This is a genomic window from Bradyrhizobium sp. SZCCHNS30572, assembly GCF_032484415.1.
Classification (GTDB): Bacteria; Pseudomonadota; Alphaproteobacteria; order Rhizobiales; family Xanthobacteraceae; genus Bradyrhizobium.
The window spans coordinates 486,197-500,569 of sequence record NZ_JAUESY010000006.1 but is presented as its reverse complement, the minus strand read 5'-3'; the positions used below and the strand labels follow the sequence as shown (position 1 = coordinate 500,569).

At 66.2% G+C, this 14,373-nt stretch carries 10 protein-coding genes; 3 read left to right on the top strand and 7 right to left on the bottom strand.

What is annotated here, in order from left to right:
* Positions 1-40 precede the first annotated feature (40 nt).
* From QX048_RS19340 to QX048_RS19330, 3 genes are all read right to left on the bottom strand, one after another.
* The gene (locus QX048_RS19340) at positions 41-691 is read right to left on the bottom strand and encodes a PAN domain-containing protein (RefSeq protein ID WP_315828023.1); all 651 of its coding nucleotides are present in this window, start codon (positions 689-691) and stop codon (positions 41-43) included.
* A gap of 250 nt (positions 692-941) precedes the next feature.
* Positions 942-2,312: a glutamate--cysteine ligase gene (locus QX048_RS19335; protein WP_315827981.1), complete on the bottom strand. Its 1,371-nt coding sequence runs from the start codon at positions 2,310-2,312 to the stop codon at positions 942-944.
* A gap of 96 nt (positions 2,313-2,408) precedes the next feature.
* Positions 2,409-2,897, bottom strand: a complete 489-nt coding sequence (locus QX048_RS19330; RefSeq protein WP_315717931.1) for a helix-turn-helix domain-containing protein — start codon at positions 2,895-2,897, stop codon at positions 2,409-2,411.
* 146 nt (positions 2,898-3,043) lie between these two features.
* Here QX048_RS19330 and gstA point away from each other — a divergent pair, with 146 nt between their 5' ends.
* Entirely contained in the window at positions 3,044-3,658 is a 615-nt protein-coding gene (gstA, locus tag QX048_RS19325) for a glutathione transferase GstA (protein ID WP_315717932.1), read from the top strand.
* A gap of 188 nt (positions 3,659-3,846) precedes the next feature.
* Here gstA and QX048_RS19320 read toward each other — a convergent pair whose 3' ends face one another.
* The 4 genes from QX048_RS19320 to QX048_RS19305 all read right to left on the bottom strand — a co-directional run bounded on the left by QX048_RS19320 (position 3,847) and on the right by QX048_RS19305 (position 9,832).
* Entirely contained in the window at positions 3,847-6,060 is a 2,214-nt protein-coding gene (locus tag QX048_RS19320) for a 3-hydroxyacyl-CoA dehydrogenase NAD-binding domain-containing protein (protein WP_315827980.1), read from the bottom strand.
* A gap of 168 nt (positions 6,061-6,228) precedes the next feature.
* Complete coding sequence (locus tag QX048_RS19315; RefSeq protein ID WP_315717934.1) at positions 6,229-7,437, bottom strand: acetyl-CoA C-acetyltransferase; 1,209 nt, start codon at positions 7,435-7,437, stop codon at positions 6,229-6,231.
* Positions 7,438-7,513: 76 nt separating this feature from the next.
* Positions 7,514-9,304: an acyl-CoA dehydrogenase C-terminal domain-containing protein gene (locus QX048_RS19310; protein WP_315827979.1), complete on the bottom strand. Its 1,791-nt coding sequence runs from the start codon at positions 9,302-9,304 to the stop codon at positions 7,514-7,516.
* A gap of 129 nt (positions 9,305-9,433) precedes the next feature.
* Entirely contained in the window at positions 9,434-9,832 is a 399-nt protein-coding gene (locus QX048_RS19305; RefSeq protein ID WP_315717936.1) for a nuclear transport factor 2 family protein, read from the bottom strand.
* Positions 9,833-9,969: 137 nt separating this feature from the next.
* Here QX048_RS19305 and QX048_RS19300 point away from each other — a divergent pair, with 137 nt between their 5' ends.
* Together QX048_RS19300 and QX048_RS19295 are read left to right on the top strand one after the other, a co-directional pair.
* Positions 9,970-10,557, top strand: coding sequence for a PadR family transcriptional regulator (locus QX048_RS19300; RefSeq protein WP_315717938.1), 588 nt, complete (start codon positions 9,970-9,972; stop codon positions 10,555-10,557).
* A gap of 188 nt (positions 10,558-10,745) precedes the next feature.
* Positions 10,746-14,267 (top strand): hypothetical protein, encoded by a 3,522-nt coding sequence (locus QX048_RS19295; protein ID WP_315827978.1) that lies wholly within the window; start codon positions 10,746-10,748, stop codon positions 14,265-14,267.
* The last annotated feature ends 106 nt before the right edge of the window (positions 14,268-14,373 follow it).

Below are 14,373 nucleotides of genomic sequence, written 5' to 3'. Positions count from 1 at the left end.
CTGACGATCGACAAGAAGGAGCGAGACTCATCGCCCCGCGCTATCGCACGACGCCCGACGTAAAGCCCGCCCGCCGGCGCGGCGGCTTGATTTCCTTCTTCAGAAAGCAATGCGCTTCCTTGCCGGCGTAGCCGGGCCGCGCAAAGGTCCAGGCGCGGCATTTGTTGTCGCCGGTGCAGGCGGCCTTGCAGATGTCCTCGGCGTCGGCGGCCTTCTCTTCCTTCTTGTCCGCGGCCTTGTCGCTGCCCTTGTCAGCGGCCTTCTCGGCCTTCTCGCCGCCCTTCAGATCGGTGGTCTTGATGTCGAAGCTGCGGTAGTCGCCGCCGGGACGGTCGATCGACGTCTCGACCGCATCATTGCGGATCTCGACGACGCCCGCGCCGCGCACGCCGGAAACGCAGCAATTGTCCGGCACGCGCGCCGGCACGCTGTTCTTCAGCCAGCACACCGCGCCCGCTTCCATCACGGTCGGATAGTTGAAGCTCCAGGCGCGGCAGCGCCGGTCGTGCTCGCACAACAGCGCGCAATCGGCCGGGTCGCCGGAGGCGATCGGCGCGCTCATGTAGTCGCCGCCGGGACGATCGGAATAGGTCTGGGCTGAAGCCGGCGTCAGGCACGCAGCCGCGAACAGGCACGCCAGTACCCTCAGCCATGCCCCGATGAAGCGCCCCACGCGCCGCCGCTGAACCATCCGACCCATTGTTAATGTTCGAGTTTTCTTACGAGTTTTTAGGCAGTCATTTGATCGCCACGAACCTGTATGGCGGATGAACGGCCCGGACCGGTGGGAGCTGCGGAAGGCAAAGCAGCGGCGCCCGGGCGCTGAATCGAACCTGGGACACAAATCGCAACAAAAAACAGCGGACCCGTGCCGCCAACCGCCTCAACGCGGAACAGGCGACGCAGCGAACCTGCGACGGCTGCAGGCTCGGCCGTTCCGATCAGAACGCATATTCGTCGTAGGCCGGCTCGACCGAGCCGCCCCACGGGCCGTCGAACTTCTCCAGCATCTCCTCGGCCGGCGAGCGGCCGCAATCGATGATCTGATCGAGCGGCTCGAGAAAGCGGCTCTCGTCGCGGCCGAGATGGTCGATGCGACTGCGCCGGCGCAGGCCGAGATGCGCCAGGGTCAGGCATTCCTTGGCGATCTCGAACACGTAGCGGTTGCGAACACGCGCCTTGAAGCCGAGGCGCGGCACGTCGTCGCGCAGGTTCTGGCGCTCGAACGCGGTCCAGGTCTTGACCAGGTCCCAGGCCGCGTCGAGGCTGACGTCGTCGTAGAGCAGGCCGACCCAGAACGCCGGCAGCGCCGGCAGCCGGCCCCATGGCACACCGTCGGCACCGCGCATTTCCAGGTAGCGCTTCAGGCGCACCTCCGGGAAGATCGTCGAGAGGTGATTGGCCCAGTCCGACAGCGTCGGACGCTCGCCCGGCATCGCCGGGTTCTTGCCTGCGAAGAAGTCGCGGAACGAGGTGCCGGAGACGTCGATATAGGTCTCCTCGCGTTTCACGAAATACATGGGAACATCGAGCGCGTAGTCCACCCAGCGCTCGAAACCCATGCCATCCTCGAACGCCCACGGGATCATGCCCGAGCGCTGATTGTCCGTGTCGCGCCAGATCTCGGAGCGGAACGACAGGAAGCCGTTCGGCTTGCCTTCGGTGAACGGCGAATTGGCGAACAGTGCGGTCGCGATCGGCTGCAGCGCCACCGAGACCCTGAGCTTCTTGACCATGTCGGCTTCGGAAGAGAAGTCGAGATTGGTCTGCACGGTGCAGGTCCGGTACATCATGTCGAGGCCGTAGCGGCCGACCTTCGGCATGTAGCTGGTCATGATCTTGTAGCGGCCCTTGGGCATCACGGGAATTTCGGCGCGCGACCAGGACGGCGTCATGCCCAGGCCGAGAAAGCCGATGCCGAGCGGAGTCGCGATCTCGCGGACCTGCGCCAGATGCGCCATCAGTTCCGCATGCGTCTGGTGCACGGTCTCGACCGGCGCGCCGGACAGCTCGAACTGGCCGCCCGGCTCCAGCGAGATGGCGCCGCCGCCGGTCACGTCATAGAGCCCAATGATGTTGCCGCGCTCCATGATCGGCTCCCAGCCGAGCAGAAGCTTCATGCCTTCGAGCAGCGCGCCGATGCCGCGCGCGCCCTCGTAGGGCACGGGGCGATGACCGTCGAGCGTGAACGGCGTCTTCTCGTGCTCGGTCCCGATGCGGAAGGCGGACGGCGGCTTCACGCCGGCCGCGAGCCACGCCACCAGTTCGTCGCGCGACTGCAGCGGGGTCATATCGATCTGGTCACGCGCCATGGGAGTCTCGGTTCAGAAGCGCTTCGAGGGTCGCGCGTGGTGACAGGAAGGGCCGCGGACCCCAGGGGGCCGCGGATGTGAATGGGAACGGATGCTTCATCGGGTCGCCGCGCCCTCTCCGGCCGCCAACGGAGCGGCCTGACCACAGGAGCAGCCAAGGCGATCCAGCAGCATGCAAAGCTTGGCAGCGTCGGTATCCGACAACTTGGAGCCGACATGCTTCTCGATCGCGGCGGAATAGGCCGACCACATCCGCTTCTGCAGTTCGCGTCCGGCCTCGGTGATCTCGACGAACTGGCCGCGCTTGTCCATCTTGCATTCGCGCCGGACGACCAGACCTTCGTCGACCAGCCGGTCGATCAGCCGGGAGGTGGAATATTGCGGGATCAGCATCTGCCGCTCCAGCTCGACCGGGCGCAGCTCGCCCGCGGGCGCCCGGGACAGCTCCAGCAGCGCATCATACCAGGCGAGCGGCGGAAAACCGGCCTTCTTCAGCTCCTGCTCGACGCAGTCCAGCACCCGGCTCTGGACCCGCATCAGGCGGATCCAGGCGGCGGTCGCCTCGGTCGATGGTTTGCGTTTCATGGGCCGGCTCGTATCCTCGGATGCACAGTCTAGCGCATTCGATGCAGCTGCATCAATCTTGACTATTCCATGCATCTGCATGTAAGGGCGGGTGCGACCGCTCGATAGGTTCCAAGGACAAAACGGTCTCACGGAGGGAATACAAGATGAAGCTTTATTATTCACCCGGCGCCTGCTCGCTCTCGCCCCATATCGCCCTGCTCGAAGCCGGCCTGCCCTACGACCTGGTCAAGGTCGATCTGCGCGCCAAGACCCTGGAAAATGGTGACGATTACCTGAAGATCAATCCGAAGGGCCAGGTGCCGGCGCTGGGGTTGCCGAGCGGGGAGATCGTGACCGAAGGCCCGGTGATCGTCCAGATGATCGCCGACCAGGCGGCGACCAAGAACCTCGCCCCGGCGCGCGACAGCGGCGAGCGCTACAAGCTGCTGGAGTGGCTGAACTTCATCACCTCCGAGCTGCACAAGAATTTCGGCCCGATGTTCTCACCGGTGCTCGCCGACGACGCCAAGGCGTTCTTCAAGGACCGCGTGATGGGCAAGTTCAAATACATCGACAGCCAGCTCGCCGGCCGCGACTACCTGATGGGCCAGCAATTCACGGTGGCCGACGGCTATTTGTTCACCATCCTGACCTGGGCGGACCGGATGAAGTTCGACCTGTCGGCGATGCCGAATCTCGTGGCCTACAAGAACCGCGTCGCCGCACGGCCGAAGGTGCAGGAGGCGCTGACCAAGGAAGGGCTGATGAAGGCGGGGTGAGCGAGATCTTGAAAGAACTCGCTGTTGCTTCTCGGGCAGTGTGTTCTCTCCCCCCTTGTGGGGGAGAGATAGAGAGGGGGGTAGCCACAAGCGCTGGTGCCTGTGGCTACCCCCCTCCCTAACCCTCCCCCACAAGGGGGGAGGGAATGGACAGCAAGCGCGGCTCGCTTCCGCCTAGCATTCCGGTCTCAAGCCGCCGCCTTCTTCGGCGGGAAGCGGCCGTAGAAGGTTTCGCCCTTGGCGGCCATCTCCTCCAAGAGCTTCGGCGGGGCGAAGCGCGAGCCGTACTTCGCCGTGAGCTTGTGGCACAGCTCGACGAACTTCTTCGTCCCCATGAAGTCGATGTAGGACAGCGTGCCGCCGGTGAACGGCGCGAAGCCGAACCCTAAGATCGAGCCGACATCGGCCTCGCGCACGTCGGTGATGACGTGGTCCTCGACGGTGCGCGCGGCTTCCACCGCCTGCACCACCAGGAAGCGCTGCTTCAGCTCCTCGACATCGAGCGTGTCGGGATCGAGATGCTTCGGCTGCAACGACGGCAGATCCGGCCACAGGCTCTTCTGGCCCTTGCCCTTCTCGGGATAGTCGTAGAAGCCCTTGGCGTTCTTGCGGCCGAAGCGGCCCTGCTTCTCGACCAGCTCGACCATCAGCTTCTTGTGGTCCTGGTTGATCGCGTTGGGGCCGAGATCATGCTCGGTCGCCTTCATGATCTTGAGGCCGAGATCGAGCGCGACTTCGTCCGACAGCGACAGCGGGCCGACCGGCATGCCGGCCATCTTGGCGGCGTTCTCGATCATCGCCGGCGGCACGCCTTCGAGGAACATCTCGTTGCCTTCCGCGATGTAGCGCATCACGCAGCGATTGGCGAAGAAGCCGCGGGAGTCGTTGACCACGATCGGCGTCTTGCCGATGGCGCGGACGTAGTCGAGCGCGGTCGCCAGCGCGACGTCGCCGGTGTTCTTGCCCATGATGATCTCGACCAGCATCATCTTCTCGACCGGCGAGAAGAAGTGGATGCCGATGAAGCGGCCCTGGTCCTTGAACTCTTCGGCCAGCGAGGTGATCGGCAGGGTCGAAGTGTTCGACGCGAAGATCGCGCCGTCCTTCAGATAGGCCTGCGCCTTGGCGTAGGTCTCGGCCTTGACCTTGCGGTCCTCGAACACGGCCTCGATGACGAGATCGCATTCCTTCAGCGCCGCGTAGTCCGCGGTCGCAGTGATGCGGCCCATGATCGCCTCGGCCTCGCCCGGCTTGGCGCGGCCCTTCTTGACCAGGCCGTCGATCACGCTCTGCGCATGCGCCTTGCCCTTGTCGGCGCTCTCCTGGTCGCGGTCGATCAGCACGACCTCGAGGCCGCCGCGGGCCGAGACGTAGCCGACGCTGGCGCCCATGAAGCCGGCGCCGATCACGGCGATCTTCTTGATCTTGGTCGCCGGCACGTCCGCCGGGCGGCGCGCACCCTTGTTGAGCTCCTGCATCGACAGGAACAGGCTGCGGATCATCGCCGCCGCTTCCTTCGAGCGCAGGATCTTGGTGAAGTAGCGCGACTCGACGCGCAGCGCGGCGTCGATCGGCAGCTGCAAGCCTTCATAGACGCAGCTCATGATGGCGCGCGCGGCCGGATAGTTGTCGTAGGTCTCGCGGCGATAGATGGCGTTGCCCGCCGGGAACATCATCATGCCGTTCTTGGAGAACACCGGGCCGCCGGGCAGCTTGAAGCCCTTTTCATCCCACGGCTGAACCGCTTTGCCGCCGCCCTTGATCCAGTCCTTGGCGGCCTTGATGAGATCCGCCGCCGGCACGATGGCATCGACCAGCTTGAGCGCCTTGGCCTTGTCGAGCGTGAGCGCCTCGCCCTTCAACAGCAGGTTCATCGCGTCCTGCGGCTGCACGATGCGCGGCACGCGCTGCGTGCCGCCGGCGCCGGGAAACAGGCCGACCTTGATCTCGGGCAGGCCAAGCCGGGTCTTCGGGTTCTCGGCCGCGACGCGGTAGTGGCACGACAGCGTGATCTCGAAGCCGCCGCCGAGCGCCAGACCGTTGATCGCGGCGACCCACGGCTTGCCGGACGTCTCCATCGACCGATTGATCTGCGAAAAGCGCCGGCTGGTGTCGAACAGCATCTGGTTGGCGGCTTCCTCGCCCTTGCTGTTCAGCACATCGGCATAAAGGCGGTTCATGCCCTCGAGCATCGACAGATCGGCGCCGGCGCAGAACGCCTCCTTGGCCGAGGTGATGACGACGCCCTTGATGGCGGCGTCCGCAGTGGTCTCCTTGACGAGGGCCTCGAGCTCGTTGGTCGAGGTCTCGTCGAGCACGTTCATCGAACGGCCCGGAATGTCCCAGGTGATCAGCGCAATGCCGTCGGCATCGGTTTCGAGCTTGAAGTTCTTGTAGGCCATGTGGTGCTCCCAGATTTGGCAGGGGCGCGTCTGTGCTGCGTCAGCCCCGATGTTTCGTCTCCCCTCCCCCTTGCGGGGAGGGGTCGGGGGTGGGGGTCCTCACGGGCAGTGGAGCGCGTGGCGCCCCCCTCCCCGACCCTCCCCCGCAAGGGGGGAGGGAGCGCACCGTCACACCCGCTCGATGATGGTCGCGGTGCCCATGCCGCCGCCGATGCACAGCGTCACCAGCGCGGTCGCCTTGCCGGTGCGCTCGAGCTCGTCGAGCACGGTGCCGAGGATCATCGCGCCGGTGGCGCCGAGCGGATGGCCGAGCGCGATCGCGCCGCCATTGACGTTGATCTTGTCCTTGTCGATCTCGAACGCCTGCATGTAGCGCAGCACGACCGAGGCGAACGCCTCGTTGAGCTCGAACAGATCGATGTCGGATTTCTTCATGCCCGAGCGCTCGAACAGCTTCTCGGTAACGTCGACCGGGCCCGTCAGCATCATCGCGGGCTCCGAGCCGATATTGGCGAAGGCGCGGATTTTCGCGCGCGGCTTCATGCCGTACTTCGCGCCTGCCTCCTTGCTGCCGAGCAGAACCGCACCGGCGCCGTCGACGATGCCCGAGGAGTTGCCGGCGTGGTGCACGTAATTGACGCGCTCGATCTCCGGATGCGACTGGATCGCCACCGCGTCGAAGCCGCCCATCTGCGCCATCTGCACGAACGACGGCTGCAACTGCGCCAGCGACTGCATCGTCGTCGAGGGACGCATGTGCTCGTCCTTGGCGAGGATGGTCAGGCCGTTGATGTCCTTGACCGGCACGACCGACTTGTCGAAGCGGCCTTCCTCCCAGGACTTCGCCGCGCGCTGCTGGCTCTGCACCGCATAGGCGTCGACGTCGTCGCGCGAGAAGCCGTATTTGGTCGCGATCAGGTCCGCCGAGACGCCCTGCGGCATGAAGTAGGACGGCACCGCCATCGACGGATCCATCGGCCAAGCGCCACCGGACGCACCGATGCCGACGCGGCTCATGGATTCCGCACCACCACCGATGACCAGCTCATGCTGGCCGCTCATGATCTGCGCCGCGGCGAAGTTCACGGCGTCGAGGCCGGAGGCGCAGAAGCGGCTGATCTGAATGCCCGGAACGGCATCGCCGAGACCCGCATTCAGCGCGGCGAAGCGCGCGATGTCGGAGCCGGCCTCGCCGACCGGATCGACCACGCCGAGCACGACGTCGTCGACCGCGTCCTCGGGGATGTTGTTGCGGTCCTTCAGCGCCTTCAAAGGCACGGTGGCGAGCGCGAGCGCGGTCACCTCATGCAGGCTGCCGTCGGCCTTGCCGCGGCCGCGGGGAGTCCGTACGTGGTCGTAGATAAAGGCCTCAGGCATCACGCCCTCCTCATCTGGTCAGATTTGTTGTTCGCATTGACGACGGAGCCGGCGCGCACCGGCTCTCGTCTGATCCTCAGAAGGCTTCCGCCGGCAGTTCCATCACGGTCGCACAACCGGCCTGGAGGCGGGCAAGATGCGCCGCCGTTTCGGGCAGCACGCGCTCCATGAAGAAGCGACCCGTCACCAGCTTGGTGGTGAGATAGGTCGAGCCGTCGCCGGCCGCAATCTTGTCCTGCGCCACCTTCGCCATCTTCGCCCACATGTAGCCGAAGGTGACCAGCGCAAAGAGATGCATGTAGTCGGTCGCGGCGGCGCCGGCATTGTCCGGCTTGGTCATCGCGTTCTGCATCAGCCACGTGGTGGCCTGCTGCAGATGGCCGAGCGCGGTCGACAACGGGGCTACGAACGGCTTCATCGCATCGTTGCCGCCCTGCTCCTTGGCGAACGAGCCGACCTCGTTGAAGAAGGCCATCACGGCGCGGCCGCCGTCGCGCGGCAGCTTGCGGCCGACGAGATCCAGCGCCTGGATGCCGTTGGCGCCTTCGTAGATCATGGCGATGCGCGCATCGCGCACGAACTGCTCCATGCCCCACTCGGCGATATAGCCGTGGCCGCCATACATCTGCTGCGCCTGGACCGCGTTGGCGAAGCCCATGTCGGTCATGTAGCCCTTCATGACCGGGGTCATCAGGCCCATGTGGTCGTCGGCGGCCTGGCGGTCCTTCGGGTCCTGCGAGCGGTGCGCGACGTCGCTCTTCAGCGAGGTCCACACCACCATGGCGCGCGCAGCCTCGTTGAAGGCGCGGATCGACAGCAGGGTCCGGCGCACGTCGGGATGCACGATGATCGGATCGGCGGCCTTGTCGGGCGCCTTGGGCCCAGTCAGCGAGCGGCCCTGGATGCGCTCGCGCGCATAGGCGACCGCGTTCTGATAGGCCACCTCGGACTGCGCGAGACCCTGCACGGCGACGCCGAGCCGGGCCTCGTTCATCATCACGAACATGCCCTGCATGCCCTTGTTCTCTTCGCCGATCAGCCAGCCGGTGGCGTTGTCGTAGTTCATCACACAGGTCGAATTGCCGTGGATGCCCATCTTGTGCTCGATCGAGCCACAGGTGACGCCGTTGCGCGCACCCACCGTGCCGTCGGGATTGACCATGAACTTGGGCACCACGAACAGCGACACGCCCTTGATGCCGGCCGGCGCGCCCTCGATGCGGGCGAGCACGAGATGGATGATGTTGGAGGCCAAGTCGTGCTCACCGGCGGAGATGAAGATCTTGGTGCCGGAGATTTTGAAGCTGCCGTCGGCCTGGCGCACCGCCTTGGTGCGGAGCAGGCCGAGGTCGGTGCCGCAATGCGGCTCGGTGAGGTTCATGGTGCCGGTCCACTCGCCGGCGACCATCTTCGGCACGTAGGTCTTCTTCTGCTCCTCATTGCCATGCACGATCAGCGCGGCGGTGGCGCCCATGGTGAGGCCGCCATACATCGAGAACGCCATGTTGGCGGAGCACTGGAATTCGTTGACGGTCTGGCTGAGCGTCACCGGCAGGCCCTGCCCGCCATATTCGGTTGGCGCCGACAGGCCGAGCCAGCCGCCCTCGACGATCTGCTTGTAGGCGTCCTTGAAGCCTTTCGGCGTGGTCACGCTGCCGTCGTCATGGCGCTTGCAGCCTTCGAGATCACCCACGCGATTCAGCGGATGCAGCACCTCCTCGGCGAGCTTGGCGGCTTCGCCGAGGATCGCCTCGCGGACATCCGCCGAGGCATCGGAGAATCCCGGCAGATTGTCGTAGCGGTCGATCTGGAACACGTCGTTGAGCAGGAAGGTGACATCTTCCACGGGGGCTTTGTAGATCGGCATTGGCGTCTCCGGCAGGAAGGCTGAAGTTTCAGACGGGGAATTCCACGGACGCGGCAGGCAATGCAGGCCGCGGACTGTAGCGATTTCTCAAGGCTTGCGGCAGCCGTTAGTTTGCGACTGTCGGTCGCGTCACGACGGCTTGCTCATGGCGGCGAGCTGTTCGCCCATCAGGCGGTGCAGCAGATTGATCGCCTTGAGCGGGCGCACCATGACCTTGAAATGTGTGATCAGACCGGCGTCGTCAAAGCTGATGATATCGACGCCGTTGAGCTTGATCCCTTCGATTTCGTTCTCGAATTCGAGCACGGCGCCCGTGGCGTTACGCCACTCCCCGACATACTTGAATCCGGGACCGCCTAAGACTTTCTCAGCACTCGCGAGATATTTGAAGGTAATGTCGCGGCCGCGTTGCGGCGTGTGCACGACGGGACTTTCGAACACGGCGTCGGGATGCAGCAGCTCCCGCAAAGCGCCGAGATCGTGAGACCTCATGTAGCCGTACCATCCATCGAGGCCGGTCATTGTCATTGGGCGTCTCCTCGGGGCGGAACAGGCCAGCACCACAACCACCCCATATGCACATTGACGCATATGCGCTAGTGTGCATAATGTCAAGCGTGGAGCGGGGCAGAACACGATCAGAAAAACGGGAGCAGTTTCCGGCCATGGCCCTCGGCGACGCCATCCTCGCCTGCCTCACCGAACATCCGATGACGGGCTACGAGCTCGCCAAGACGTTCGACTCCTCGATCGGCTTCTTCTGGAAGACGGACCACCAGCAGATCTACCGCGAGCTGTCGCGGCTGCGCGACCGCGGCTACATCCAGGGTCGCGAGGTGGTGCAGACCGGCAAGCCCAACAAGCTGGTGTACACATTGACCGCGGAGGGCCGCGCGGCGTTTCGCAGCTGGGCGGCGCGGCCGAGCACGCCGGCCTCGACAAAGGACGATCTTCTCGTCCGGCTCTATGCACTCGGCGCCGCCGACATCGGGCCGATCCGGGCCGACCTGATGGCGCGGCTCGAGCATCATCGCGACCGCGCAGAGCGTTACGATCGCATCCTCAAGAAGCATTATGCGGACGGCAACGTGGCCCCGGCCGATATGGGCAAGCTCCTCAACCTGCGTCTCGGCCTGCGCCACGAACGCATGGTGGCGGAATGGTGCGAGGAAGCGATCACCGCGCTGTCGACGATATCCGGCGCGAGCAGCGTGCGGCCGCTCGACCCATCATCACGTGAAAATGCCGGCTGATACCCGCCGTTTGATAGGGCAAAACTTCTGGCCGCGCCGGCGGTAAACTTAACGCGTTATTTACCGTAAAAGTCAAAAGTCGGGACCTGGAGCAGACGATCTGCGCGGACCCGTTCATGTTCATGTCCGGGACGCGTGGGGAGGCTGGAGGCGCTTGGTGGAGCGCTGGAAGCGGAACCGGACGAGACATGAATTCGCGCGTACCGTGGAGTAATGAAGGCATCGACCCGTCCGTCCGTGAAAGGGCCGAGGCCGCGGCGCAACGCGCCGGCATGACGCTGAACGACTGGATCAACTCCACGCTCGGCGCATCGGCCCCGCCCGATTTCCGCGGCAGCCCCGCGCCACGCAGCACACCGACCGTCAGCCGCGATGCCCGCGAGGTGACCGACATCCATCAGCGGCTCGACTCCATCGCACGGCAGATCGAGCAAATGTCGCGGCCCGTCACGCGCAAGGATGGGCCACGCGACGAGCAGGGCGTCGCGCGTCAGCTGAACGACGCGATCTCGCGGCTCGACGCCCGCCTGTCACAGATCTCGACGCCGCTGCGCAAGCCGGACACCGAGGACCGCTATCGTGGTCCGGACGGCGTCGAGCGCGCCGCTGCGCAGCTCTACCGGCCCGCCCAGCCGCTCAGCGCGGGTTCGTTCGACGTGGCCGTCGCTGAAATCAGCGCCCGCCAGAGCGAGCTCGACAATGCGCGCCCGCTGCCGCCGCACCAGGCGCCGCCGACCGCGCCTGCCATGGCATCCGCAGCAGCGCCGCTGATGACCCCGATCAGCGCGCCGCTGACGCCGCCGCAACCGGCAGCCCCCACTCCCGATTTCACGCTGCTCGAACGCCATCTGCTGAAGATCACGAGCCAGATCGAGGCGCTGCATCGCCCCGACGACGGCATCGAGCAGTCGATCGCCGGCTTCCGCAACGAGCTCTCCGAGATTCGTCACGCCATCACCGAGGCGATGCCGCGGCGGGCGATCGAATCGATCGAGAACGAAATTCGCTCGCTGTCGCGCCGTATCGACGAGAACCGCAACACCGGCGTCGACGGCCACGCACTGGCCGGGATCGAGCGCGCGCTGACCGACATCCGCGAGGTCGTCGGCTCGCTGAAGCCTGCCGAGCAACTCGCCGTCTATGACGAGGCGATCCGCAATCTCGGCGCCAAGCTCGACCTGATCCTGCGCGCCAATGACGACCCCGGCACCGTGCAGCAGCTCGAAAGCGCCATCGCGGCGCTGCGTGCGATCGTCGCCAATGTCGCCTCCAACGACGCGCTGGAACGGCTGTCGGACGATCTCCGCCAACTGTCGTCGAAGGTCGACCAGGTCACGCAGGCGCGCGACAATCACGACTCGTTCCACGAGTCGTTCGCGGCGCTCGAACAGCGCATTGCCGCGCTGACCTCGACCCTGGAAAGCCGCGAGCCGCCGGCGGCCGCGCCCGACCACACTGCCCAGATCGAGGACGCGCTGCGCGGCCTGTCCGACCGCATCGACCGCCTGCAGGTCGGCAACGACGGCTCATCGGCGATCACCCATCTCGAACAGCGGATCAGCTATCTGCTGGAGCGGCTCGAGGCCGCCAACGACCCGCGCGGCGGCAACATGACCCGCGTCGAGGACGGCCTGCAGGACATCCTGCGCTATCTCGAACGGCAGCAGGCGACCTTCGCAGCGCTGGCGGAGAGCCGGTCGCAGCGCGAAACGTCGCAGGACGGCGGCCTGATCGACATGGTCAAGCGCGAGCTGTCCGACATCCGCTTCAGCCAGACCGAGACCGACCGCAACACCCAGGACTCGCTCGAGGCCGTCCACAACACGCTGGGGCACGTCGTCGACCGCCTCGCCATGATCGAAGGCGACCTGCGCAATGTGCGCGCCACCGCGAGCCCGCCGGCCGCGCTGCCGCCGCTGGCACCGCCAATCGAGGCGCCGATGCCGGCCGCACGCGCGCCGGCGCCCCAGGCCTATGCCGAGCCGGCCAGGCCAGAGCCTGCCTACCGGCCGGAGCTGCCCAATCCGGCGGCCGAGCAGCCAGCAGGACAGATTGTCGCTCCGGCCACGGGTCAACAGGCGTTCGCGGCCGCCTCGCGCGACTTTCACGCCGCGCAGGCGCCGGCGGCCGCCATGCCGCCGCCGATTCCGCCGAAGGCGATCGCCGACATCCTCGAGCCGCACACAGCACAGGCGCCCCGCCCGACCGTCATCGTCCCCGAGCTGCCGCCGGATCATCCGCTCGAACCCGGCACCCGTCCGCCTGGCCGGACCGCATCGCCCGCCGAGCGGATCGCCGCGTCCGAGGATGCGCTGAGCGAGCTTCCCGCCGGCAAGCGGGAGCCGGTGTCGACGTCGAGCTTCATCGCGGCTGCGCGCCGCGCGGCGCAGGCCGCGGCGGCTGCACAGCCCGTGGACGCCAAGAAGGCGAAGAAGGACAAGCCGAAGGAGAAGGCCAAGGAACCGCCGAAAGACCTCCCCAAGGACGTCGCCAGCGACGCTGTCAAGCCCAAGGCCAAACCCAAGGACAAGCCGACGTTCGCTCTCACCGCCGAGGGTGACGAGGAAGTCTCGACCATTGGGTCGAAGATCCGCTCGCTCCTGGTCGGGGCCAGCGTCGTCGTGATCGTGCTCGGCACTTTCAAATTCGCGATGTCGCTGCTCGACAGCGGCAGCACGCCGCCACCGATCTCGCCGATGGAAACCCAGGGCGAGGCGCCGCGCGCGCAGATGCCGTCGGCCTCGCCGAGCCTGTCGCCGCGGCCGACGACGCCCGACCAGAGCGTGCCGTCGTTGACGTCGCCGACGCCGATCGACCGTCAGTCCTACAATCGGGCCATGCCGAGCGAAGCGGAGACGATCGCAATGCTCGCGATCCCGCAGGACGTCGAAAAGCCAGCCACATTACCTGCTGCCGTCCCCACTGATATCACCGGCACGATCCCAACCGCTGCCAACGGCCAGAAGCTCGGCTTGGTGCAGGTGCCCGCCTCCGAGAAGCTGCCCGATGCCATCGGCGGACTGGCGCTGCGCAATGCCGCCCTGAAGGGTGATCCGACCGCCGCCTACGAAGTCGGCGTGCGCTTTGCCGAGGGCAAGGGCGTCGCGGCGAACTATGAGGAAGCCGTGAAGTGGTATGACCGCGCCGCGCAGGCGGGGCTGATCCCGGCGGTCTTCCGTCTCGGCACCTTCTACGAGAAGGGTCTCGGCGTGAAGAAGGACGCCGACACCGCCCGCCGCTACTACGTGGTCGCCGCAGAGCGCGGCAACGCCAAGGCGATGCACAATCTCGCCGTGCTGGACGCCGACGGCGGCGGCAAGGGCGCGAACTACAAGAGCGCCTCGCAATGGTTCCGCAAGGCCGCCGAGCGCGGCGTCGCCGATAGCCAGTTCAACCTCGGCATCCTCTATGCCCGTGGCATCGGCGTCGAACAGAACCTCGCCGAATCCTACAAATGGTTCACCCTGGCCGCAGCGCAGGGTGACGTCGACGCAGGGCGCAAGCGCGACGATGTCGCCAAGCGGCTCGATGTCCAGTCGCTCGCCGCGGCCAAGCTCGCGATCCAGACCTTCACGGTCGAACCGCAGCCCGACGACGCCGTGAACGTGCCGGCGCCCGTCGGCGGCTGGGATGGCACGCAGGCGATCGCCAAGGCAGCCGCGGCCAAGGCGGCGCTGGCGAAGCGCGCGGCTGCGACGGCGCCGCGCTGACACGGGCATAGCGCCCCTCTTTCGACATGGACGAGCGTCCGCGCACAGCCTGAAAAATCCTCCCGGCTTGCGATCGCGCCGCCATAGTGTCGCGCGGTCGATCGAT